The 22,742-nt window shown below is 61.8% G+C and carries 28 protein-coding genes and 1 pseudogene; 15 read left to right on the top strand and 14 right to left on the bottom strand.

The window, feature by feature from the left end; translation table 11 throughout:
• Positions 1-17: 17 nt before the first annotated feature.
• Positions 18-776, top strand: coding sequence for a DeoR family transcriptional regulator (locus BHD08_RS14925; protein WP_015277533.1), 759 nt, complete (start codon positions 18-20; stop codon positions 774-776).
• Between the two features lie 398 nt (positions 777-1,174).
• Positions 1,175-2,710 carry a glycerol-3-phosphate dehydrogenase gene (glpD, locus tag BHD08_RS14920; RefSeq protein ID WP_125023205.1) on the top strand — a complete coding sequence of 512 codons (1,536 nt, stop codon included), beginning with the start codon at positions 1,175-1,177 and terminating at the stop codon, positions 2,708-2,710.
• 9 nt (positions 2,711-2,719) lie between these two features.
• Here glpD and BHD08_RS14915 read toward each other — a convergent pair whose 3' ends face one another.
• A complete protein-coding gene (locus BHD08_RS14915) occupies positions 2,720-3,007 on the bottom strand; it encodes a cell division protein ZapA (RefSeq protein WP_125023203.1) in 288 nt (95 codons plus the stop codon).
• Positions 3,004-3,231, bottom strand: a complete 228-nt coding sequence (locus BHD08_RS14910; protein ID WP_015277536.1) for a hypothetical protein — start codon at positions 3,229-3,231, stop codon at positions 3,004-3,006. Before BHD08_RS14910 ends, BHD08_RS14915 begins: the two co-directional genes overlap by 4 nt.
• Positions 3,232-3,383: 152 nt before the next feature.
• On the opposite strand from BHD08_RS14910, the pseudogene BHD08_RS14905 reads away from it, so the two are divergent.
• Positions 3,384-3,671, top strand: a pseudogene (locus BHD08_RS14905) (peptidylprolyl isomerase); the annotation flags it as partial.
• A gap of 96 nt (positions 3,672-3,767) precedes the next feature.
• Here the strand turns inward: BHD08_RS14905 and BHD08_RS14900 are convergent.
• Complete coding sequence (locus BHD08_RS14900) at positions 3,768-5,363, bottom strand: methyl-accepting chemotaxis protein (RefSeq protein ID WP_015277538.1); 1,596 nt, start codon at positions 5,361-5,363, stop codon at positions 3,768-3,770.
• A 297-nt stretch (positions 5,364-5,660) separates the two neighbouring features.
• Here BHD08_RS14900 and BHD08_RS14895 point away from each other — a divergent pair, with 297 nt between their 5' ends.
• The gene (locus BHD08_RS14895; RefSeq protein ID WP_122099734.1) at positions 5,661-6,029 is read left to right on the top strand and encodes an STAS/SEC14 domain-containing protein; all 369 of its coding nucleotides are present in this window, start codon (positions 5,661-5,663) and stop codon (positions 6,027-6,029) included.
• Between the two features lie 92 nt (positions 6,030-6,121).
• Positions 6,122-6,583, top strand: coding sequence for a DUF3597 domain-containing protein (locus tag BHD08_RS14890; RefSeq protein WP_125023201.1), 462 nt, complete (start codon positions 6,122-6,124; stop codon positions 6,581-6,583).
• A 53-nt stretch (positions 6,584-6,636) separates the two neighbouring features.
• Here BHD08_RS14890 and BHD08_RS14885 read toward each other — a convergent pair whose 3' ends face one another.
• The 4 genes from BHD08_RS14885 to BHD08_RS23240 form a co-directional block, all read right to left on the bottom strand.
• Complete coding sequence (locus BHD08_RS14885) at positions 6,637-7,050, bottom strand: HPF/RaiA family ribosome-associated protein (RefSeq protein WP_125023199.1); 414 nt, start codon at positions 7,048-7,050, stop codon at positions 6,637-6,639.
• Positions 7,051-7,352: 302 nt separating this feature from the next.
• The gene (locus BHD08_RS14880; RefSeq protein WP_125023197.1) at positions 7,353-7,613 is read right to left on the bottom strand and encodes a hypothetical protein; all 261 of its coding nucleotides are present in this window, start codon (positions 7,611-7,613) and stop codon (positions 7,353-7,355) included.
• 179 nt (positions 7,614-7,792) lie between these two features.
• Positions 7,793-8,596, bottom strand: coding sequence for an inositol monophosphatase (locus BHD08_RS14875; RefSeq protein WP_125023195.1), 804 nt, complete (start codon positions 8,594-8,596; stop codon positions 7,793-7,795).
• An 88-nt stretch (positions 8,597-8,684) separates the two neighbouring features.
• The gene (locus BHD08_RS23240; protein ID WP_256678699.1) at positions 8,685-8,819 is read right to left on the bottom strand and encodes a hypothetical protein; all 135 of its coding nucleotides are present in this window, start codon (positions 8,817-8,819) and stop codon (positions 8,685-8,687) included.
• Positions 8,820-9,001: 182 nt separating this feature from the next.
• Here BHD08_RS23240 and BHD08_RS14870 point away from each other — a divergent pair, with 182 nt between their 5' ends.
• On the top strand, positions 9,002-9,397 hold the full coding sequence (locus BHD08_RS14870) for a DUF3597 domain-containing protein (protein ID WP_015277545.1): 396 nt from the start codon (positions 9,002-9,004) through the stop codon (positions 9,395-9,397).
• 52 nt (positions 9,398-9,449) lie between these two features.
• On the opposite strand, the gene BHD08_RS14865 is transcribed toward BHD08_RS14870, so the two are convergent.
• Positions 9,450-9,686: a DUF2789 domain-containing protein gene (locus BHD08_RS14865; RefSeq protein WP_015277546.1), complete on the bottom strand. Its 237-nt coding sequence runs from the start codon at positions 9,684-9,686 to the stop codon at positions 9,450-9,452.
• A gap of 121 nt (positions 9,687-9,807) precedes the next feature.
• Here BHD08_RS14865 and BHD08_RS14860 point away from each other — a divergent pair, with 121 nt between their 5' ends.
• The gene (locus BHD08_RS14860) at positions 9,808-10,740 is read left to right on the top strand and encodes a glyoxylate/hydroxypyruvate reductase A (RefSeq protein ID WP_125023193.1); all 933 of its coding nucleotides are present in this window, start codon (positions 9,808-9,810) and stop codon (positions 10,738-10,740) included.
• A 34-nt stretch (positions 10,741-10,774) separates the two neighbouring features.
• Here BHD08_RS14860 and BHD08_RS14855 read toward each other — a convergent pair whose 3' ends face one another.
• Entirely contained in the window at positions 10,775-11,983 is a 1,209-nt protein-coding gene (locus BHD08_RS14855) for an ammonium transporter (protein ID WP_125023191.1), read from the bottom strand.
• Positions 11,984-12,260: 277 nt separating this feature from the next.
• Complete coding sequence (gene dgt, locus BHD08_RS14850) at positions 12,261-13,757, bottom strand: dGTPase (protein ID WP_125023189.1); 1,497 nt, start codon at positions 13,755-13,757, stop codon at positions 12,261-12,263.
• Between the two features lie 108 nt (positions 13,758-13,865).
• On the opposite strand from dgt, the gene BHD08_RS14845 reads away from it, so the two are divergent.
• From BHD08_RS14845 to BHD08_RS22960, 3 genes are all read left to right on the top strand, one after another.
• Positions 13,866-14,063, top strand: coding sequence for a hypothetical protein (locus BHD08_RS14845; RefSeq protein WP_015277550.1), 198 nt, complete (start codon positions 13,866-13,868; stop codon positions 14,061-14,063).
• A 101-nt stretch (positions 14,064-14,164) separates the two neighbouring features.
• Entirely contained in the window at positions 14,165-14,773 is a 609-nt protein-coding gene (locus BHD08_RS14840; RefSeq protein WP_080602197.1) for an MOSC domain-containing protein, read from the top strand.
• 154 nt (positions 14,774-14,927) lie between these two features.
• Complete coding sequence (locus tag BHD08_RS22960; protein ID WP_015277552.1) at positions 14,928-15,065, top strand: hypothetical protein; 138 nt, start codon at positions 14,928-14,930, stop codon at positions 15,063-15,065.
• Between the two features lie 39 nt (positions 15,066-15,104).
• Here BHD08_RS22960 and BHD08_RS14835 read toward each other — a convergent pair whose 3' ends face one another.
• A complete protein-coding gene (locus BHD08_RS14835) occupies positions 15,105-15,989 on the bottom strand; it encodes an O-acetylserine/cysteine exporter (protein WP_015277553.1) in 885 nt (294 codons plus the stop codon).
• A gap of 203 nt (positions 15,990-16,192) precedes the next feature.
• Between BHD08_RS14835 and BHD08_RS14830 the strand changes: the two genes are divergently transcribed.
• The gene (locus BHD08_RS14830; protein WP_125023187.1) at positions 16,193-16,891 is read left to right on the top strand and encodes a YebC/PmpR family DNA-binding transcriptional regulator; all 699 of its coding nucleotides are present in this window, start codon (positions 16,193-16,195) and stop codon (positions 16,889-16,891) included.
• A 91-nt stretch (positions 16,892-16,982) separates the two neighbouring features.
• Positions 16,983-17,327: a YajD family HNH nuclease gene (locus BHD08_RS14825; protein ID WP_015277555.1), complete on the top strand. Its 345-nt coding sequence runs from the start codon at positions 16,983-16,985 to the stop codon at positions 17,325-17,327.
• A 23-nt stretch (positions 17,328-17,350) separates the two neighbouring features.
• On the opposite strand, the gene BHD08_RS14820 is transcribed toward BHD08_RS14825, so the two are convergent.
• Positions 17,351-17,782 carry a universal stress protein gene (locus tag BHD08_RS14820; protein WP_015277556.1) on the bottom strand — a complete coding sequence of 144 codons (432 nt, stop codon included), beginning with the start codon at positions 17,780-17,782 and terminating at the stop codon, positions 17,351-17,353.
• A 137-nt stretch (positions 17,783-17,919) separates the two neighbouring features.
• On the opposite strand from BHD08_RS14820, the gene BHD08_RS14815 reads away from it, so the two are divergent.
• The 3 genes from BHD08_RS14815 to BHD08_RS14805 all read left to right on the top strand — a co-directional run bounded on the left by BHD08_RS14815 (position 17,920) and on the right by BHD08_RS14805 (position 19,927).
• Positions 17,920-18,360, top strand: a complete 441-nt coding sequence (locus BHD08_RS14815) for a group II truncated hemoglobin (RefSeq protein ID WP_125023186.1) — start codon at positions 17,920-17,922, stop codon at positions 18,358-18,360.
• A gap of 223 nt (positions 18,361-18,583) precedes the next feature.
• Positions 18,584-19,132: a non-canonical purine NTP pyrophosphatase gene (locus tag BHD08_RS14810; protein ID WP_015277558.1), complete on the top strand. Its 549-nt coding sequence runs from the start codon at positions 18,584-18,586 to the stop codon at positions 19,130-19,132.
• Between the two features lie 3 nt (positions 19,133-19,135).
• On the top strand, positions 19,136-19,927 hold the full coding sequence (locus BHD08_RS14805; RefSeq protein ID WP_015277559.1) for an SIR2 family protein: 792 nt from the start codon (positions 19,136-19,138) through the stop codon (positions 19,925-19,927).
• Between the two features lie 84 nt (positions 19,928-20,011).
• Here the strand turns inward: BHD08_RS14805 and BHD08_RS14800 are convergent, their stop codons facing one another.
• Positions 20,012-20,527 carry a hypothetical protein gene (locus tag BHD08_RS14800; protein WP_125023184.1) on the bottom strand — a complete coding sequence of 172 codons (516 nt, stop codon included), beginning with the start codon at positions 20,525-20,527 and terminating at the stop codon, positions 20,012-20,014.
• A gap of 255 nt (positions 20,528-20,782) precedes the next feature.
• Positions 20,783-22,720, bottom strand: coding sequence for a sodium:solute symporter family protein (locus tag BHD08_RS14795; RefSeq protein WP_125023182.1), 1,938 nt, complete (start codon positions 22,718-22,720; stop codon positions 20,783-20,785).
• Between the last annotated feature and the right edge of the window lie 22 nt (positions 22,721-22,742).

Below are 22,742 nucleotides of genomic sequence, written 5' to 3'. Positions count from 1 at the left end.
GCGAACAAGGAAGCACCATGAGCCTGGCGCCCCGACAGCAGAACATTCTGGAACTCGTGCGCGAGCGCGGCTACGTGAGCATCGACGAGCTGGCACGGCATTTCGCCGTCACGCCGCAGACCATCCGCCGTGACATCAACCAACTGGGCGACGCTGGCCTGCTCCGGCGTTACCACGGCGGCGCGGCTTACGACTCCAGCGTACAGAACACCGCCTACAGCCAGCGCGCCCACCAGATGCGCGACGAGAAGCAGCGCATCGCCGCCGCCATGGCCGCACGGATCCCCGACCAGGCTTCGCTGTTCATCAATATCGGCACCACCACCGAGGCGATCGCCCGCGCCCTGCTCAACCATCGCGATCTGAAGATCATCACCAACGATCTGCACGTGGCGAGCATTCTCAGCACCAAGGAAGACTTCGACGTGCTGATCGCCGGCGGCAACGTGCGCAGCGACGGCGGCGTGGTGGGTCAGGCCACCGCCGACTTCATCAGCCAGTTCAAGGTCGATTTCGCCCTGATCGGCATCAGCGGCATCGACGAGGACGGCACCCTGCTGGACTTCGACTATCAGGAAGTCCGCGTCTCCCAGGCAATCATCCATAACGCGCGCAAGGTCTTCCTCGCGGCTGACTCCAGCAAATTCGGCCGCAGCGCCATGACCCGCCTGGGCTCGCTGGAACAGATCGACTGCCTGTTCACCGACTCGGCACCGTCAGAGGTGTTCGCCGAGCTGCTGGCCCGCCACAAGGTGCAGCTGGAAATCGCCGAGTAGGCGGACCGCCTCCCTCGTGGTCAGCTTTCCACCCGGCGACGCTGAACCTGTAGCAGCGGTCTCGGCCGCGAATCGCAGCCAGCCAACAAACAGCCAACACGCAACATCTACTGACTGAGCGCTCCCATGGTCCGCGGAGGAGCGCTGCCTTACGACTCTCCGCGCCGCGGCGTAGCCAGGGCTGGAGGGCGTCGCCCCAGGATGGGCAATCACTACAAGATGCATGCGGATGCCGATATAAGCAGGCGCTCGGCTGTGCTCAACAGTGGATATCCCCATCTGTAGTTTTCGAATATTTTCCTTTTAATAGATTTCGAACATTTTTGCTTTCATACGGATTCTTTTACGAATAGCATGTTCAAAACCGAACATGATCTTTCGTTTTCGAGGAGAAGCCCGTGCCCCATTCCGCTCAGCCCGTCTCCGAGCTTTATGACGTCGCCGTAATTGGCGGCGGTATCAATGGTGTCGGTATTGCTGCCGATGCCGCCGGCCGCGGGCTGTCGGTGTTCCTTTGCGAACGCGACGACCTGGCCAGTCATACGTCATCGGCCAGCAGCAAGCTCATTCATGGCGGGCTGCGCTATCTGGAACACTACGAATTCCGCCTCGTTCGCGAAGCGCTGGCCGAGCGAGAGGTGCTGCTGGCCAAGGCGCCGCATATCGTCAAACCGATGCGCTTCGTGCTGCCCCACCGCCCGCACCTGCGCCCGGCGTGGATGATCCGCGCTGGCCTGTTTCTCTATGACAACCTGGGCATGCGCAAGAAACTGCCGGCATCGCGAGGGTTGCGCTTCGGCAGCGAGAGCCCGCTCAAACCGGTAATAACCCGCGGCTTCGAATACTCCGATTGCTGGGTCGACGACGCACGCCTGGTGGTGCTCAACGCCATGGCGGCGCGGGAAAAAGGTGCGCATATCCACACCCGCACCCAGTGCCTGAGCGCGAAACGCGCCGGCGGCATCTGGCATGTCGAGCTGCAGCGCGAGGATGGCAGTCGTTTCTCGCTGCGCGCCAAGGCACTGGTCAATGCAGCCGGGCCCTGGGTCGCGCAGTTCATCGGCGAGAATCTGCAGCAGCGCTCGCCGTACGGCATCCGCCTGATTCAGGGCAGCCATATCATCGTGCCGAAGCTGTATGAAGGTGAGCAGGCCTACATCATGCAGAACGAGGATCGGCGCATCGTCTTCGCAATCCCGTATCTGGACCGCTACACCATGATTGGCACCACCGATCGTGAGTATCGCGGCGACCCAGCCAAAGTGAGCATCAGCGAGGAAGAGATCGCCTACGTACTGGGCGTGGCCAATACGCACTTCCGCAAGCAGCTCGAACCCAGGGACATCGTGCATACCTTCGCCGGCGTCCGGCCGCTGTGCGACGACGAGTCGGATAACCCCTCCGCCGTCACCCGCGACTACACCCTGTCGCTGGCCGCGGAAGAGAAGCAGGCACCGCTGCTTTCGGTATTCGGCGGCAAGCTGACCACCTACCGCAAGCTCGCCGAGTCGGCGATGGCGCAGCTCAAGCCGTTCTTCCCGACTATGGGTGAAAGCTGGACGGCGCAGGCGGCACTGCCTGGCGGCGAAGACATGAGCACGGTCGATGCACTCACCGAAGAGCTGGTGGCCAAGGTGCAAGGGCTGAAACTGCCGCTGGCCAAGCGCTGGGCGACGCTCTACGGCAATCGGGTATGGCGCATGCTGGGCGAGGCGCGCTCGCTCGATGCGCTGGGCGACGATCTCGGCCAGCAGCTATACGCGCAGGAAGTCGAGTATCTGCGTCGCGAGGAATGGGCAACCCAGGTAGATGACATCCTCTGGCGCCGCACCAAGCTCGGCCTGGCCTTCAGCGAGCCGGAAAAAGCTCGGCTGGCACGCTACCTGGCGGAGCGGCCCATCGCCGAAACCGCGCGTAACAGCGACGCCGCCTGAGCCAGCCGCTCAGCCCTGCGCCTCGAGCTGCTGGTTGATACGGGCGACGCTGGCGGCGATGCGTTGCTCGACATCCTGCATCTGCTCGTGTTGCTGCAGCAGCGGAACGCAAAGGTTCAGAGCGGTCAGTACCAGCAACTTGTCACCCGTGGCGTTGGGGAACTGCCGCTGACTGTCCGCCAGACGCTGCTGCAGCAAGGCTGCAGCCTCCTGCAACAGCGCGTCCTGGCTCGGCGGGGCTCTGAAGGAGTACTCGCGACCGAACACCTTGAGCACCTGAACGCCATCGGCGCTCATGCGGCGTTGCTGCCGGCTGCTCGCTCCAACAGCGCCTGCAACCTGGCCAGGGTAGCGCCCTGCCGGTCTTCCTGCTCCAGCGCAGCCAATTGCAGGTTGTCGTTCTCCTCACGCGCTTGCTCCAGCTGCTGCTCAAGCAGGGCGCAGTGCTGACTGAGGTTCTGGTTGCGCTGCAGCAGATCGTTGATGACGGTTTCGAGTTGCGCGAGGGTGGTATCAAGCATGGAGCATTTCCAGGTTCGGTGAAAAAGCGCGCGAGAGTAACCGAAAGCACTGCGGCCGGGGGCCTTCATTGCGCCGTCAGCAGTGACATCGCCGACCCGGTCGCCAAGAGAATCGGTTTGCGGTAGCCTCGGCGGCCTATCTCAAGAGGAGCTTTCCCATGGCACGTGCAACCGCCCGCCACATCCTGGTTTCCACCGAAGCCAAGTGCAATGAACTCAAGGCCGCCATCGAAGGCGGTGCCGACTTCGCCGAAGTCGCCAAGGAGAATTCCAGCTGCCCATCCAGTCGCCAGGGCGGCGATCTGGGCTCGTTCGGCCCCGGTCAGATGGTCAAGGAGTTCGATACTGTAGTCTTCAGCGCCCCGATCAATGTCGTGCAGGGCCCGGTGAAGACGCAGTTCGGCTATCACCTGCTGGAAGTGACCAGCCGCCAGGACTGATCGCCTCGTCCCTGCACACAGGTGCAGGGGCGCCTCCCGCATCGCGCCGAAGAGGCGCCCTCCCCAGCAGCACCTCCCGGCTACGCCTGCTGCCAGTCACGACTCCAGACGGAAGCGCCCAGTCAGTGACTTGAGGCCTTTCATGCTCTGCATGATGGTGTTGCCCGATGCCGCCGTATCCTGCGTGACGCCTGCTGCCTGATCGGCAACCTGGGCGATGCGTGTCAGCGACTGGTTCATGTCCTCGGCAACCTGCGACTGCTCCTCGGCGGCCGTGGCGATCTGGTTGGTCATCCCGCGAATGGTCTGCACCGCACCAACGATCTGCCCCAACGCATGCTGGGCTGCCTCGATCTGGGTGAGCGTGGTCGCACTGCTCTGGCGCGACGCATCCATGGCGTGACCGGCACGAGTCGCCTGACTCTGCAGGCGCTCGACCAGTACGCCAACCTCCTTGGCCGAGCTTTGCGTGCGACTGGCCAGGCTGCGCACTTCGTCGGCAACCACCGCGAAACCGCGGCCCTGCTCACCGGCACGGGCAGCCTCGATCGCGGCGTTGAGCGCCAGCAGGTTGGTCTGCTCGGCGATACCGCTGATCACGTTGAGCACCTTGCCGATCTCGTGACTGTCCTGAACGAGCTGCTGCATCACGTCGGACAGGCCGTCGACATGGCCGCTGAGGGTGCGGATGGCGCCGACCGATTCATTCATCACGGTACTGCCGGCATTGGTTTCCTGCTCGGCGACGTCGGCAGCATTGGCCGCCTCGACGGTGCTACGTGCGACCTCATGCGAGGTCGCCAGCATTTCGTTCATCGCGGTCGCGACCTGATCGATCTCGGCCTGCTGCCCTTCAACGTTGCGCGCGCTGTCACCAGCCAGACCAGCCATGCGCACGCACTGTGCATCCGCATCGTCAGCGGCCTGCCGCACGCCCTTGATCATCTCGCCCACCTGGCCCAGCAGGCGGTTGTAGGCCAGGGTGATCATGCCCATCTCGTCATCGGCATGGCGCACCTGCAGCGGCGCGGAGAAATCACCCTGGCTGACCTTTTCCAGACGACCGCGCAGTTCGTCGATCTGCAGCATCAGCCAGTTCATGCCGGCGATCCGCCCGAGAATGACCAGCAGCAGGATGCACAGGGTCGAACCGAGCGCGACCCAGAGCTGCTGCGACGCGCTGCGATTGGCCTCGGCGGAAATCAGCGACACGACCTCGTTGGCCGCGGCGAGAATATCGTTGGAGTCGGTAGCGATAGCCTTAACATCGGCGCTCTGGCCTGCCGCCAACGCCTGCACAGCGGGCCGGTAGCGTTGCCATATCTGGTCGACACGCTGCAGATGCGGTTTTGCGCTGGCCAGCTCCACGGGCGCGATGCCCTGGGCACGGTCACCATTGAGCAGCAGCCGATGCGACTGCTCGAAGCGCTGGATGGTTTTGTCCACGTCAGCGGGGCTGCCAATGCCCTGCGCGGCCAGCAGGGCCTCCTTCATCATCTTCTGGCTGAGCATGCGCTGCGCACCGGCCATATCGATCTGGCTGGCGTCCTTGCTGGACATGAACAAGACACCGGCGGTCAATGCCGCACAGAAGAAGATCAGGCTGTAGGAGAAGAAGAACTGATGGTTGATGGTACGCAGACCCAGTCCGCGTAAAAGGGCCTGGATGACGTTCGCCAAGGTGCTGGTCATGGAGTATTCCAACTACGGAAAAGGATGCGTCGTCAACGTCTAAATGACGCTGCACTCATCCGGTTCTCGGCCGCCAACGGGGCAACTTGATACCACTGGTCAGACGTCTTGAGACCAGGCGCTGCGCGGCTTTCGCCCACTCACCGGCACTCAGTGAATGACCGGTCACGTACTGACCCAGGTCAACGAAACAGCTTGCCGTGCGGCTGATCTTTTTGGCCCGATCATGCCGCAGCGACTATGGTCAGGTAACGCGAGATGACTCGCAGCGTTATGGGTTCGACCGAGGGCCAAGTCATGTTTCAGGTATCACGCAGAGGCGAAAACCGCATCGATATCGACTTCTCCGGCAAGCTGGACAGCCAGGCCATGCGCGCCGCACTGGACGATCTGCTGTTCAAGTCCGAAGGCATCAGCAATGGCCGGATGCTCTACCGCATCGGCGATTTCGACCTGCCCACGCTCGGCGCCGTCGGGGTCGAACTGTCCCGCCTGCCGCAACTGTTCCGCTTCATCCGCCGCTTCGATCGCTGCGCGGTGATCGCCGGCAAGGAATGGCTGCGCAAGGCTAGCGAGGTCGAGGGCGCATTGATTCCCGGGCTTACGATCAAAGCCTTCGATCTGCACCAGGAAGCCGAAGCGCTCGCCTGGCTGGAACATGGATAGCCCCGGGAAAACGCAACGACCCGACCTATGGAAGCGAATGCCCCGCCCTGCCTCGCTGTCGAATACGAACATCAACAGCACGGAGAACGGACATGGGACTTTTCGATACGATCAAGGCAAAGCTCGGCCTGGGCGATGTCTCCAACGAGGCGCAGACCAAGGCCCATGTGCCGCCGGCAGATGCCACGCACTCAAGCGCAGAAGGCATTACCCTGAGTGACAGACCGACCACCACCGACAACGCGACCATCGCACCGCACAAGGACCTGAATCAGAGGTCAGGCACCATCAGCGGTGTTGATGTGGTGGCGCAGCTGGAAGCCAAGGCAGCGCAGCATCCCGAAGCGCTGAACTGGCGCACCTCGATCGTGGATCTGCTGAAATTGCTCGGGCTGGATAGCAGCCTAGAGTCACGCCGTGAACTGGCAACCGAACTCGGCTGCCCGCCGGAGCAGATGGCCGACTCGGCGCAGATGAACATGTGGCTGCATCGGGCGGTCATGAAGAAGCTGGCTGAGAACGGCGGCAGCATTCCGCCGGAACTGCTGCACTAACTGCTGCGTTAGATGTGCGAAGGGCCTTCCGAGGAAGGCCCTTGCCTGGTGACTTACGAGTTGCGGACCTGCTCGTCCGCCAGGAAATCTTCCTCCAGCAGCGCATCGCGCTCAGCGACCGCACCGTCGATCATCAGCGGCTGGCTGCCGGCGCGCTTGCTGCGCAATTTTCCGAACTGGTGCGCCAGGGCATTGTTCAGTTTGTCGACCGCGCCATCGATCGCCAACTCCAGCGACTCGGCTTTGTGCGTAACGGAAATCGGCTGCAGTCCCTTCGGACGCGCTTCGATCTGGCAGCGCTTGTCGTGGGCGCCGGCCTTGTCACCGTTTTCATCGTTGAGGTGGACGACGACGCGAGTCAGCTCGTCGTCGAACCGGTCCAGCTTGCTTGCGACACTGGCACTGACCCAATCCGCCAGACGGGCACTGCCTTCGATGTGGTTATCGCTGTGAACCTGGATTTGCATAAGTCGTCCTTACTTCCGCTTATGAGCACCACCGTTGCCAGTGGCTTGGTAATAGCTATGCCACCGTTTCGCTGAATAAGCAACGGGCAAGATGTCGCCAAAGCTTTTCTCGCCTGACGCAAATTTCGCTTTGCTATCCGAAACTTAGCGCGATCGCCGCCATTGCTCGCGAGAAGCTGGACAGATGCCGGCAGCCAGCGGGGGTGCAACTATTTGTGTGCGACCGCCACCGGGCGAGACGCCAGGACGATTACCCGGCGTCGGACGGCAGACGTCCGACACCGGAGCGGATGATCGAAGCGCTACGCGGCGTGCTGGAACAGCTGTCGGCCATGATCGAGGTGCTGGTCAACCAGCCACTTGCCATGGGCGATGGACAGTCGCTGAGCCTTGTCCAGCTCATCCATGAAAGCGTGCTCGAGCGGCAGCGGCATCCGGCGGGTAACGTTGCCCATCGGGTCGGTGATCCGGCAGCCACCCGCCCAAGGAGTCGGGGTGCCGGGATATTCCATCACCTCCGCGGTGATGAGGTGGTCGCGGTAGGCGCATTGCATCATGGTCATGATCGTTACCTCGCTCTGTGCGGGCAGCCATCAGGACACGCAGGTGGTTCGGGCCTGATGGCTGCCGATATCCCCCTGTAAACGGGCCGATTCGCCGGCCCAAATGCGTCAGGACGGTATAGCACAGGCTGTGCGGCCTGTGCCGACTAGAACAGATGGGGTCGACGAACGCGATCGACTCAGACGTCCAGCGAGGGACCGATGAGTTCGCTCAGCTGCCGATATACACCTGGCGCCGCCACCAGATAGGGGTTGCCCCTGAGCAAGCCATCATCACGGAAGAAGTCGTTGCGCAGGCCGCCTGCCTCGGCCACCAGCACCAGCCCGGCCAGGCAATCCCAGCTCTTGAGTTCGGTTTCGTAGTAGCCGATCAAGCGCCCTGCAGCGACATAGGCGGTCATCAGTGCGCCAGAGCCGTTGCGGATGAACATGCCGCCTTCGGCCAGGAGCTTTTCCAGAAACGGAATGAAGTGCTCCTTGCCGCGCGGGTGGAAGGTACCGGCGCCAGTCAGCCCCTCGCGCACATGAGTCGCGGCGCTGGCCTTGAGCCGGGTCTGGTTGACGTACGCGCCACGGCCCACGCAACCGTGAAACAGCTCGTCATGGTTGGGATCGGCAATCGCGCCGATATGGGGCTCGCCGTCGATCAGAAGGCCGATGGAGACGCACCAGTTGTGCAGACCGTTAACGAAACAGGCAGTACCGTCGATGGGGTCGATGACCCAGACGCAGCGCGCCTTGAGATCGGCCGAACCGCTCTCCTCGCCGAGGAAACCGTCCTGCGGGAATTGCTCGGCCAGCCGTGCGCGAATGAAATCCTCAATGCTTTTGTCAGCGATGCTGACCACATCCTGCTGGTCGCTGCCCTTGTGCTCCACGTCCAGCGTCTCGCGCTGGCGGTAGTAGTCCATGCCGAGCTGCGCCGCCTCCAGCGCAAGGCTCTTGGCACAGGCGTAGCGGGCATCGATATCGAGATTGCTCATGGCGCGGGTCTCAGGCAAAAGCGGCATTCTAGACAGGCGTGAAGTTCAGCACGAGGGCAGCGAGCGCACCCGCCACCCGCAGTACACTTCAGCCACCGGCGCTCGGCTGGGTCGGATAGTTTTCCAGCGTGGCACGGCCGCGCTCGCCGACGCTGCGCAGGCTCTGGTTGGCGCTGACGGGGTGTCCCTGACGTGTCACGAGGGTTCGGCGTTCTTCGGGCATGACAGCTCCGCTTCGGTACCTTGGAACATCTTAGGTTCCGCAACGGCGAGCGCGTTCGCTCTGGTGCCACCGTGTCTGACGAGCGTTGTCCGCACCGGAGCCGATGCCACAGCCGCGACGAATCAGGCAGCCGATGGTCCTATCTGCGAGCCTCGGCTCACCCACGCAGACAGGAGATTCCCATGGGCTTGTTCAACTCGATACTGGAAAAGATCGGCCTCGGCCAGGCGCACGCCGCGCCGGATTCCACCGCACCTACCACGCCTCCCGAGGCGTCCACAGGCGGCGCCGGAGCGCTCGCCACACCGGCCGTAGATCAGGTGGACGTCGCCGCCAAGCTCGACGGCATGGCGCACAATCATCCCGAAAAACTCAACTGGCGAACCTCCATCGTCGATCTGCTGAAATTGCTCGGCCTGGACAGCAGCCTGACGGCGCGCAAGGAGCTAGCGAGCGAGCTGGGTTGCCCAGCGGACAAGATGGCGGACTCGGCACAAATGAACATGTGGTTGCACAAGACAGTGCTGAACAAGCTGGCCGACAACGGTGGCAACGTCCCGGCCGATCTGCTGGATTGAACTGCCTGAAGGGGCCTCAGGCTGCGGCGCCTGCCGCAGCCTGGGCGAGCGATCAGTGCTGGTGCATGCGCACGTTCAGCTCGTCGACGATGGGCGCCCACTCGGCATCCTCGACCCACTCGTCGCGCAGCAGCGCACGCTGCGACTCGTTCCAGACCGGAGCGTCGGCCAGGCGGACGTCTTCCGGCAAGCGCCCATGCTTGCCGATGAACGCATCGATACTGGCAGGATCGGACGCCAGACCGAGCTGCTCGAACAGGGTGCCAAGATCTTTGTTAGGTAGTTCCATGGTGCTCTCCTAGGGGCTCGTGAAACGGCCGAAAGGCGCATCGCGCGCGTTCCGCTACTTGCCTATTCAGAGGTCCGGCGGCTCAGTACAGTTCCGCCTAGGCCTACGAGGAATGCACCGCATGGACATACTGCTTAGCGGCAACTTCGACGATGACGAGCGTGACGCCTGGCTCGCCGAACTGCAGGCCGCCCTGCCCGACGCCCATTGGCACCTGACCGCGACGCCGGAGAATGCCGGCCTGATCACGGCAGCAGTGGTCGCCAATCCCCCGCCGGGCTCGCTGCAAGGGCTACCCAACCTGCGCCTGATCCAGTCGCTGTGGGCAGGCGTGGACCGCCTGCTGAACGACCCGAGCCTGCCCGACGTGCCGGTGGCACGCATGGTCGATCCGGCCATGAGTGCGGCCATGGCTGAAACCGCGCTGTGGGCGACGCTCTCGCTGCACCGGCACTTCTACGCTTACGCCCGGCAACAGCACGCGCGCGAATGGCAGCCGCTGCCACAACGACGAGCCGATGAGATTCAGGTGACGCTGCTCGGCACGGGTCAGATGGGCCGAGCCTGCGCCATGCGCCTGCTCGCCTTGGGCTATCGGGTGACTGGCTGGAACCTGCACGGCGGTACGCTGGAGGGCCTGCCGCTCGAACATGGGATGGACGCGCTCTGGCCGCTACTGGCCCGTAGCGACATCGTCATCAACCTGCTGCCCTTGACCGCACAGACCAGCGACCTGCTGGATCGGCGCTTCTTCAATGCCATGCGCCCCGGCGCCGGGCTGGTCAACCTGGCACGTGGCGGGCATGTGGTAGATGCGGATCTGCTGCAGGCACTGGCCAGCGCCCAGGTCAGCCATGCGGTGCTCGACGTATTCCGCAACGAGCCGCTGCCACCAGAGCAGCCATTCTGGAGCCATCCGCAAGTAACCGTGCTGCCGCACGTGGCCGCCGCAACGGACATGCGCAGCGCCGCTCGGATCGTCGTGCAGAACCTGAGAGCGCTGCGTGACGGCCAGCCGTTGCGTGACCTGGTGGAACGCAGCCGCGGCTATTGAAGCGCGGCTGCGAGATCAGGCGCGGCCGAGCCCCTCAATCCTGGCTCAGTGCGCCGATCCGGTGGATGGAAAGGTCCGCGCCGTTGAACTCTTCCTCCTGGCTCAGGCGAATGCCTGTGGTCAGCTTGAGCAGGCCATAAACGCCGAAGCCGCCCAGCAGCGCCACCAGCATGCCCAGGCCGCTACCGATCACCTGACTGATCAGGCTCACACCACTCAGCCCGCCCAGTGCCGCCTGGCCGAAGATGCCGCAGGCCACTCCGCCCCAGATCCCGCACAGACCGTGCAACGGCCATACACCCAGCACATCGTCGATCTTCCAGCGGTTCTGCGTAGCGGTGAATGCCCAGACGAACAGCGCTCCCGCGATCGCACCGGTGGCCAGCGCACCGACGGGATGCATCAGATCGGAACCGGCACAGACCGCCACCAGTCCGGCCAGCGGCCCGTTGTGCAGGAAGCCAGGGTCATTGCGCCCGGCCAACCAGGCAGCAGCGGTGCCCCCAACCATTGCCATCAACGAGTTGACCGCCACCAGCCCGCTGATGCCTTCGAGGGATTGCGCACTCATCACGTTGAAGCCGAACCAGCCGACGATGAGAATCCAAGAACCGAGCGCCAGGAACGGAATGTTCGACGGCGCGAAAGCCACCAACCGGCCATCCCGATAACGACCGTTGCGCCGCCCCAGCAGGATCACCGCACCAAAGGCCAGCCAGCCGCCCATAGCGTGCACCACCACGGAGCCGGCGAAGTCATGGAAGGATGCACCGAACTGGTGCTCGAGCCAGGCCTGAAAACCGAAATTGCCGTTCCAGATGAGCCCTTCGAAGAACGGATAGACGAACGCGACGATCAGCAGCGTTGCACACAGCTGCGGACCGAAGCGCGCGCGCTCGGCGATGCCGCCGGAGATGATCGCCGGAATGGCCGCGGCGAACGTCAGCAGGAAGAAGAACTTCACCAACGCGTAGCCATGGTCCAGTACCAGTTGATCCGCTGGCTGCATGAAGGTCACGCCGTAGGCGACCCAGTAACCAATGAAGAAGTACGCCAGGGTGGACACGGCAAAATCGGTGATGATTTTCGACAGGGCATTGACCTGATTTTTCAGGCGTACCGTGCCGACTTCGAGAAAGGCGAAGCCGGCATGCATGGCCAGCACCATCACCGCGCCAATCAGGATGAACAGGGTATTGGAGCCGTGAACCAGGGTTTGCACGGCACTGTCGAGGTTTTCCATGGATGACTACAGCCTCAGCGGGTACGCACCAAAACGGTAACCACGACCAGACGCACGCACCGAGATGCATCACTGCGCCATGGCTGATTACCATCACCTGCAGCCGGAGGTCGCCTTGAGCATGCCGCCCAAGCGTCGTTAATCCTTTTTAATCAATAGATTAGGGATTTTACCGGTTTCCCGCCGTGCGCCATTGCGGGGCCTGCACGACGACTGCTGCACCAAGCCATAGCAATGCTCGTACCAAGCGCGGCGACGGCCTCGGTGCAGCGCACGGTCAGAGTGCAGAAAGCGCGCGGTATTCGTCCTGGGCCAGCTGGTCGGTCATACCGCTGATGTAGTCCTGCAGCATGCGGTTGCGGTAGTAGAACTCCCACAAAGGCCGATCCATCGATTGCTCGCCGTGGTCCTTGAGCGCTTCGTAGTAGGCCTTGACCAGCTGGTTGGGCAGGCGACGCGCAAGCATCTGCAGGTGAGGTTCGCTGCGGCAGGTGCCGAGGGTGAGTGCATCGAACACCGTTGCCGGCACGCGCAGCAGCGGCGCATAGAACTCCAGCAAGCCCTGGAGAATGCGATAGCCCTGCAATTGCAGCGTTTCCACCTCGCGGTGGCAGAACACCTTGTCCATCGCGACATCCTTGAAGGTCTGCACGATGGCGTTGGCCAGGCTGTCGTCCTCCAGCAATGCACGGTCGAGGGTGCCGTGATAGACGGCTTCGATGTTGTCGACGAACTGCCGCGCGGCATGTTGCACCAACGGATGGATCAGGCTCACCCGCAGCCAGATAAAGAACTCGCCAGCCTTGTTGATCGGCTCCTTGTGCGCCCGCTCAAGCGCATAGTTGACCATGCTGCGAAAGCTGCGCTCAGGCCCCGGCACTGGTGCATCCACCGAACCATGCAGGGCGAACTTGTCGAGCAACAGCTGCGCCAGCTGTTCGATGCTGAAAATACCCTTCTCCACCGAGTCCTCGATATCGGCCAGGCAATAGGCGATGTCATCGGCGGCTTCCATCACGTAGGCCAGCGGGTGGCGCGTGCACGGCTGCATGTCCAGCGTGGCCTGCAAGGTACGCACGAAGGGTTCCTCGGATAGGTAGAAACCGGGTTTCTTCAGCAGGTAAGCGCCAGGCGTGGCCTTCGCCGGTTTGGCCTGATAGGCGGGACGAACGTATTTGAGCAGGCCGGCGGTCTGCGTATAGGTCAGGTTGAGGCGCTGCAGCGAAACCACCAACCGCACGGCTTGGGCGTTGCCTTCGAAGTGCTTGAGATCGACCAGCATCCGTTTGCGCAATTCGGCATCGCCCTGCCCCGGCGTGACAGCGGCAGTGAACAGCGCATCGAGGTGACGCGCGAACCACTCGCCAATGGCGTACTCACCAAAATGGCCGAACGGTGGATTGCCGATGTCATGCATCAGGCAGGTCATCTCGACCAGGCTCTGCAGCGCTGGCTCAAGCCGGTCCAGGCCAAATTCGGCAGCCCTGTCGCCAAGCTGCTTGTAGAGCGTGCGAACGATGAAGCGGCCGGTCTGCTGCACTTCCAGCGAGTGCGTCAGACGGCTGCGTACCGCGGCATTGCGTTCCAGCGGGAATACCTGGGTCTTCTGCTGCAGGCGCCGCACCGCAGCAGAGTTGATGATGCGCCCGCGGTCGCTCTCCAGTTGGTCCAATACAGCGTCGAGGTTGCCGTCGCTGGCCCGCTGGCCGGTCTCGGCCTTGCCATAGGGGCGCTGGCGGGAGATTTTGTGCTTGAAGTTCACGGACACCGGCATGCATCGTTCTCGCGGCGCTAAAAATATGAGCCATCGAGCCTAACGCGAGCGTTGCGGGTTTACCATCGCCGCCCCTTTCATCGCCAAGCACGGCGACGGAGACGATTCGTGAGTCGAGCAGATTTCCATCAGAACAACGCCGCGCGCGCCCGCGCCGAAGCCCAACGGCTGTTGGACCAGCAAGCGGTCCTTGGCTCGCGCTGGTTGGCCTGGGTCGCCACCGAGCTGTATCAGCTCAGCCCGCCGGAATATACCGCGATGGTGCGCCGCGAACTGGAACGGCTCAACCAGGCGCAACAGCCTTGAATGAGCGCATTGTGACCACCCCGCTGCAACAGTGGGCGGTCAGCGGCCCGCTGCTGTGCGAGCGGTATTCGCCACTACCCGGCAGTAGCAAGGCCACCGCCATGGACAAGCACGCGAGCACCGGCCCGCTCTGGCTGGGAATGACCGGTTTGCAGGGTGATCGGGTTGCCGACCTGCGCTTTCACGGCGGCCCCGATCGCACACTCTGCCACTATCCAACGCAGCATTACGCTTACTGGGCGCAGCGCTTCCCGCAGTTGCGCGCACGGCTTGGCCTCGGCGCCTTCGGCGAGAACCTGGGCAGCGAACAGCTGGATGAGCATCAGCTATGCATCGGCGATCGGCTGCGCTGGGGCGGCGCACTGATAGAAGTCAGTCAGCCGCGCTCGCCCTGCATCAGGCTGGACAATCGCCACGGCGTGCGAGGCCTGGCGCGCGAGCTGTCGACGAGCGGTCGCACCGGCTGGCTCTACCGCACCGTCGAGGAAGGAACGTTGCACCTGGGCGACAGTTTGCAACTGCTAGAACGGCCGCACCCGGCCATCAGCGTGGCACATGTCTGGCGTTGCTTTCTCGACCCGACGCTGGCTGACGAAACACTGCTGCAACTGGCCGAGCTGCCACGCCTTGCCACGCACTATCGGGCAATATTCCGCCAGCGCTACGACGCTCGTCGCAGCCAGCGTGACCAGCGCAGCCTGTTCGACTGAGCCCAGGACAAAGCATTACGTGCATTGCGGCGCAGCAGTGCCATACTGCAGCGGTCACGGAAGACACCAGGCCGAAACAGGCTTCGCTCCAGCGGCGACAGTCAGGCCTTCGCGCATCAGGAACCTGTCCAGCCAGCAATCAGAGGTGAACACCATGAGCAAGGGAATGGACGCAAAAAAGAACGGCAAGAAAAAGCCGATGAAAACGGCGCAAGAAAAACGTATGGCCAAGCGCGACAAGAAGAGCGGCTCCAGCACCACACTGCTCGGCACCCACGCTGCCACCCATTGAGCCTGATCGCTGCAAACGCCCGGTCTGATACCGGGCGTTTCAGGCCCTGGCAAGGCGCAGTCGACCGAATAGCCAGCCGCCGCAGACATTCACCGCCAGCCCTATCATCACCAGCAGCGCCCCACCCAACTGCAACGCCCCCAATCGCTCCCCCAGCAGCAGACTGGCCGAGGTCAGCCCGACCACCGGCACCAGCAGCGAGAATGGCGCCACCTGATTCGCCGGATAGCGCGACAACAGGCGACTCCACAGGCTATAGCCAAGAATGGTCGCACCGAAGGCCAGGTACACGAGCACCAGGATTGTCTGCCAGCCGATGCCGCGTAATGCGGTTTCGATCACCTGCGGCCCTTCGAGCCATAGCGACAGCGCCAGAAATGGCAATGGCGGTACCAGACTGCCCCAGACCACCAGCCCGACCAGATTAACCTTGCCGACCTTGCGCGTGACGATGTTGCCCAGCGCCCACATGGACGCCGCACAGATCGTCAGCACGAACCCGCTCAGGGTCATGCCCAGCCCGCTCTGCGCGCCGATCAGCGCCAAGCCGCAGGCCGCTATGAGCAGGCCCAGCAGATTGGCTGCGCGTATCCGCTCGCCGAGAAACATTGCGGCGAAGAACAGCGTGAAAAACGCCTGCGACTGCAGCACCAGCGAGGCCAGCCCAGCCGGCATGCCGTGCTTCATGGCAGTGAACAAAAAGGCGAACTGCCCGAGGGAGATGGTCAGCCCGTACGCCAGCATCCAGCGCAACGGCACCTGCGGACGCTTGATGAAGAACACCGCCGGCACCGCTGCCAGCATGAAACGCAGCGCGCCAAGCAGCATCGGCGGCACATCATGCAGGCCGATCATGATGACCACGAAGTTCATGCCCCAGACGATGATGACAACCAGCGCAAGCAGCAGGTCCCGAGGCGACATGGCGACGCACCTTGTTACGGAAATGTCCATTAGAGCTGCGACCGCCAGCGAGCAGTCCATACAGTCGCAACCCAATTGAGCGGCACAGTCGCCATCGCACCGTCGATCACCCTGCAGCCGGGCTTGCCCACCACCGGCGACGAAACCCGTGCGGACGCTATAGAATCCACGCCTGGTTTCATTACATTTCGACGGGGACGAGCATGGGCGCACAGTGGAAAGCGAAGCATAAGGAAGCGGCGGCGAACGCCAAGGGCAGGATCTTCGGCAAGCTGTCGAAGGAAATCATGATCGCAGCCCGCAGCGGTGCCGACCCCGATATGAATCCGCGCCTGCGCCTGGTCGTCGAGCAAGCCAAGAAGGCCTCGATGCCCAAGGACACCCTTGAGCGCGCCATCAAGAAAGGTGCCGGTCTCAGCGGTGAAGTGGTTCATTACGAGCGCACCCTCTACGAAGGCTTCGCTCCGCATCAGGTGCCACTGATCGTCGAATGTCTGACCGACAACGTGAACCGTACCGTCGCCGAGATCCGCGTGCTGTTCCGCAAGGGCCAGCTGGGCTCATCCGGCTCGGTGAGCTGGGACTTCGACCATGTCGGCATGATCGAGGCGGCTCCTCAAGGCGACGCCGACGCCGAAATGGCCGCCATCGAAGCCGGCGCCCAGGATTTCGAAGCAGCGGATGAAGGCGCCACCCTGTTCATCACCGAACCGACCGATCTCGACGCCGTCTGCAAAACCCTCCCGGAGTTCGGCTTTACGGTGCAGTCCGCACAACTGGGTTATCGCCCGAAGAACCCGGTCAGCCTGTCCGGTGCGGAACTCGAAGAGGTCGAAGCATTCCTCGAGGCCATCGATGCCCACGACGACGTGCAGAACGTCTATGTCGGCTTGGCTGGCTGACCGCGATCGGCTTAACTGAGGCCGTTCCTGCCCCACTCCTGGTGACGGACACACGGCCTTTGAAGAACAAGTAGTCCGGCGAGGATTGACGATGAGTACCAGCAAGCCCACCACGCCCTACAGCCAGCGCGAGCAGGGCTACCGGGAAAAAGCACTGAAGATGTACCCGTGGGTCTGCGGGCGTTGCGCCCGGGAGTTTTCCGGCAAGCGCCTGAGTGAATTGACGGTCCATCACAAGGATCACAATCACGACAACAACCCAGAGGATGGTTCGAACTGGGAGCTGCTCTGTCTGTACTGCCACGACAACGAGCACTCCCGTTACACAGACAACCAGTACCAGGCCGAAGCCCGCCCCGGCAGCGACCTTGGTCCGAAGGAAACCTTCAAGGCCTTCGCCAACCTGGCCGACCTGCTCAAGGGCAAACAGGGCTGATCGGCCAGAGCTGGCGTTTCAGCTCATTTTACCAGCAGAACCGGGACCGATACCTCGTGGATCACCCGGTTCGCCACCGACCCCAGCACCAGCCCGGTGAAGCTGCCCAGGCCGCGAGTACCCATCACCACCGTGTCGCAACCCAGCCGCTTGACTGCATCGGCGACCTGTTCGGCGACGTTGCCCATGAGCGCATGAGTCTCACAAGTCAGACCCGCTGCCTGCAGCACTGCGGCCGCCTCGTCGAGAACGGTACGAGCCTTGGCAATCAGGCTGTTGTTCAATTCGTCGTACATGGCCGCAGTGAAATATTCGCCATAGATGACCGGCTCGTGCTGGACATTGACAACGTCCACCTGCAGCGACATTCCGGTATCCCGCGCCAGGTCGACGACATACTGCAAGGCGCGCTTGGCGTTGTCCGAACCATCATATGCAACCAGAAGCCTGCGCATGTTGCTGTCTCCGCTGTTGTGTGGATTTTCAGCTTAGACCAGCTGCCGCTGCGCTGTCGGCACTGCTTGCACTTGTCTTGATCTGGCGCAACCGCGCATCATCGCGCGCCTCTTTCAACAAGCCAGGGATAAGCCTGATGACCTCCGCTCAAGAACCCGCGTTCGGCGTCGGCGACGCTTCATTCCAGGCTGCAGGCGGCGAGCCCGGACTGCAACGGCTGGTCGCCGACTTCTATCAGGTGATGGAAGAATCGCCCCAGGCGACAAGGGTACGCGCCATGTATCCGGATGACCTGAGCGAAGCGCAAGATCGTCTCGCGAGTTTCCTCAGCGGCTGGCTGGGCGGCCCGAAGCGCTACGCGGAAAAGTACGGAGGCATCAGCATTCCGCAGTTCCACACCCGCTGGCAGGTCGGCGAAGCCGAGCGGGATGCGTGGCTGTTCTGCATGGAGCAGGCGATTGCCCGCCAGCCCTACACAGAAGCATTCGCCGAATACCTGTTGCGCCAGTTGCGCGTCCCCGCCGACCGTATCCGTCAGGTGCAAGCGGCCTGCCCGGCTCGTCCCGGCCGCAACTGAGCGGTATCGTGCGGGCCGAGACCATCAATCATTGGGCCTCACGCCAGCCCCAGCCCCGTCGATAGATCATGTCCGTTGCGCCGAACCGGGCCGCAGGCTTGCGCTGGCTCGTTCCAGTCATCCGCTCAAAGGCGAACCGAGCCACCCGCCTCGCGTCATACAGACATGGCGGCCGTTGCCGCGGTAGCACCAGCCCGCCGTTCAACCGGAGTTGGTTCGTCTTATGAAAATCCGCTTTGCGTCCATCAACCAGCAGAAGATCCGCGAGGTTTGCGAGATCCTCGAGCCGAGCGGGATCGAGGTGAAACCCTTCCCGATCCGTATCGAGGAGCTGCGCACCGAGGACCTGCAGCAACTGGTGAGCGATAAGCTCCTGACGGCATTCAAACTGATCGGTAAGCCGGTCTTCGTCGAGCATACCGGGCTGTTCGTCAACAGCCTCAACGGCTTTCCCGGTGGCCTGACGCAGATATTCTGGGATCGCCTGCAAGCCAAGCGATTCTCCGAGCTGATCGGGCGACTCGACGACCCCGCGGCAGAAGCACGAACCCTGATCGGCTATTGCGACGGTCGCAAGCGGCACTTCTTCGAGGGCATCGTTGCCGGACGTATTTCATCGTCCCCTGCAGGTCACGGTGGTTTCGAATGGGACGATGTATTCATCCCCGATGGGCAGAACGAGACGTTCGCGCAGCTGGGCAAGCAGAAGAACGGATTGTCCATGCGCCGGCGCGCACTGGATGCCTTCGTCACCTTTCTGCGGGAGTCCTAAGGCATGGACCAGCTCCGCGATGCGTACCGCAACAATCGCCTGATTCTGTTCGTCGGCTCAGGCGTTTCCGCCAACATCGGCCTCCCACCTTGGAAGGACCTGATCGACGAAATTGCCGTGCAGCTTGATTACGACCCCGAGGTGTTCAATACCTATGGCAATTTCCTTGCGCTGGCGGAGTACTACCGGATCAAGAAAGGCAGCATCGGCCCACTGCGCAGCTGGATGGACCGCGAATGGCACCGCAACATCGAGATACGAGATTCGGAAATCCATCGGCTGATCGTCCAGGGGCGCTTTCCCGCGATCTACACCACCAACTATGACCGATGGCTCGAATATGCTCATGAAGCGCATGCGGTCGATTATGTGAAGATCGCCAATGCCAGCGACCTGACCAAGGCGCGCGACGGGGTCAGGCAGATCGTGAAGTTTCATGGCGACTTCGATGATGACGCCTCGATCGTGCTCGACGAAACCAGCTACTACCAGCGCCTGCAATTCGAGACTCCGCTGGATATCAAGTTGCGTGCTGACACGCTAAGCAAGGCCGTTCTGTTTATTGGATATAGCCTTTCGGATACCAATATCCGTTTGCTCTTCCACAAGCTGTCGAAAATATGGAACGAGCATGAAGCGCTGGGTGTAAGGCCGATTTCCTATGTGTTCTCACACAAACCCAACCCGGTACAGGAAGAAGTCTTACGACAATGGGGGATTCGCATGATTGCATCCGAAGACGACGAACCCGGAGTTGCTCTGAAGAACTTTCTTCAGCAACTGGTCGAGGGCTGAGCCATCGACTGCTAACAAGCGAAACGCTAGTTACGGTAGCTCTGAACTTGCGCGATGCCACAACGGGCATCGCGCATGCTTCGATCAGTAATTGAAACCAATACCGATGCTGTAGAGGAACACACCGTCATCATAACGATCCTGCGCATCACTGCCGCTCTTGAACAGGAACTGATATTCCGCCATCGCGGTAATGAAGGTCTTGTCCTGAACCCAATATTTAAAGCCGATTTCCGGCCCCGCCATGAAGGTTTCGTCTACGCGGTCGCCGTAGACCCCGCCGATGCTCGCGCCAATGAAAGGCCGCGCCTTGCCGGTACCGAAGTGGTAGTCGTAGAAGACCCTGGTTGACCCGTCGAACTTGACGCTTTCGCCTTCGGTATCACGGGCATTGACGGTTTGTCGAACACCCCATAATGAAGACTCGCTCAGATACTGACCCCAACTTCCCTGAACGGAGAAGATGGTATCGTCGAAGTCTTTATCACTGCTGCCCGCGCCACCCAGGGTAATTTCCTTGTCACCCGTCATTGGAGCTGCTCCGGCAATAGCCGGGAGCATCGCAGCGATCATCAATGTAGTTTTGAAGATTCGGTTCATGACGGCACCTCTATTTATGCTTGTCGGTATACGCAATAAAAATGCGTAGTCCTGAGACAAGCATGTAAAAGCAATGGTTGCCCAAAGAATCGACGAATGACCCATATTTCATGGAAAACAGGAGAAAAATGTTCTAATGCGATGATTCTTATCATTTATGTATACATACAATATCGCCATGACATCATGTATCGCCACCCTTAGATATCGAATCGCCATCAGCGAATATTGACCGACAAATTTCCAACTTCCATATCAGCCAGCGACATCTGCGTGTTTCAATTGCAACTCAGGCACATCTTCTTCGCGCGAATCATCGAAGTACCGACTGAATGCCAAGTACATCCAGACAGGCATCAAGGCCAAGCCAACCGCAATGCATATCCACGCCAGAAGTGCACTGCCGCCCGGTTGCGGGAATAACAGCCGCCCTACACCAATCAATAGCGTAAATACGGACAAGGCAGTCACTACAACTGCAAACAGGCGTGCACCCAGAGCCTTGATCGAGTCACGACGGGTTACGCCGCAGCGTGTAGCAGTTTTTCCCCAGAAGCCGAACGGGCGGACCCTGCGGTAGAAGCGGTCAAGGGTTTGCTGATCAGTCGGTGGCGTGACGTAGCTGACCAGGATCGCGGCGCTACAGGTCACCAGTGACATGATGCCCAGGCGAATCCACTCCCTTTCCGGATCCGTGCCGAGGAAGTAGAGCAGCAGCGGTGCCGTGATCAGGGACGTGACCATTGCGGTCAGCTCGGAGTACAGGTTGATGCGCTCCCACAACCAGCGCAGCACCAGCACCGAGCCCATGCCCGCGCCGAATAGCAGTGAGATGAACCATGCCGTCTGGATCGAACCGAGGTTCGCCATGATGACCATCGCGATCAGCAGGATGAGCACGTTGGACAAACGGGCAACAAGCACCAGCTCCTTGTCCTTCGGCTTGCGCTTGAGCAATTTTGGCGCGACGACACCACCGTACACATCATTGCTCCAGTAGGAAGCGCCCCAGTTCAGGTGTGTATCGACCGTTGACGCCAAGGCGGCCAACAGGCCCACCAGCATCAGCCCGCGGAAGCCCGGCGGTAGCAGTTCATCGATGCCAGTGACGAACAGCGCCTCGCGGGCAGCGGTGAAGCCCTCCCCGTTCATTTCTTCAGGGCTGAACGGATAGAGCACCAGCAAGCCGATGGCGATGGCCAGCCAGAACAGACTGCGCAGGAAAATCTGCAGCCAGGTGAACACCAGGCCCGCAATACGCGCTTCGCGATCCGTCGGACAGGCCATGCTGCGCTGCGCCAGGTAGCCGGTGCCATCGGAGTTCATCTGGAAAAGCCACTGCAGACCGACGATCACCAGGAACGGCATCAGCGCCTCGCCTGCGTTGCTGGGCGGCGCGAACGACAGCATCTTGGCCGCCTGCTCACTGCCGTAGAGCTCGACGATGCGGTCCGTCAGCCCGCCAAGGCCCCCCGCGGCATCGACGACGAACCAGGCGTATGCCAGCGTACCGAGCATGGCCACGCTGAATTGCATCACGTCGGTCTGCACCACCGCTCGCAAGCCACCGGTGATGGAATACATCGCGGTGAAGGCGAGGATCAGCAGAATCGAAATCAGATTGTTGGTGCTGGTCGTCAGTTGATCGAGCCCGCTGATGCTCTCACCCAAGCGGATCCCGCTGGATTCGACCGCTCCCGTGATCACCGCGTAGACCCCGCCCGGCAGCCACTCGTGCCAGGGCAGGAACACTTCGGCGATGCGAATGGCCGCCACCAGCACCATCGCCAGCACGACGCAGTTGATTACCGTGCCGTAGTAGATGGCCTTGAACAATCGCAGAGGGACGACGGCAGGCCCGCTGTAACGCACGCGCGTGAGCTCCGCATCGGTGAGCACCCCGGCGCGACGCCAACCCGAAGCGAATACCCAGGCCAGCAGCAGAAACGCCAGACCGTAGATCCACAACCGCCAGAGCGCAAAAACCCCGGCAGTCGCAACGAGACCGCTGACCAGCAACGGCGTGTCGGCGGCGAACTGCGTGGCAGACATCGAAACGCCAGCACGCCAGCCCTTGATGGTGCGTCCGGCTAGAAAGTATTCGTCGAGGCTTTGTGATGCCTTGGTGCGCGCACGCATCCCTGCCGAGAGGCCGTAAACGATGAATGCAAGCACGATCAGTAGATCCAACATCTTGTTATTCCTGTCGTTGGAA

This window comes from Pseudomonas sp. SCT (assembly GCF_003864275.1).
Lineage (GTDB): Bacteria > Pseudomonadota > Gammaproteobacteria > Pseudomonadales > Pseudomonadaceae > Stutzerimonas > Stutzerimonas stutzeri_AE.
This window is presented reverse-complemented; position numbering and strand designations above follow the sequence as displayed.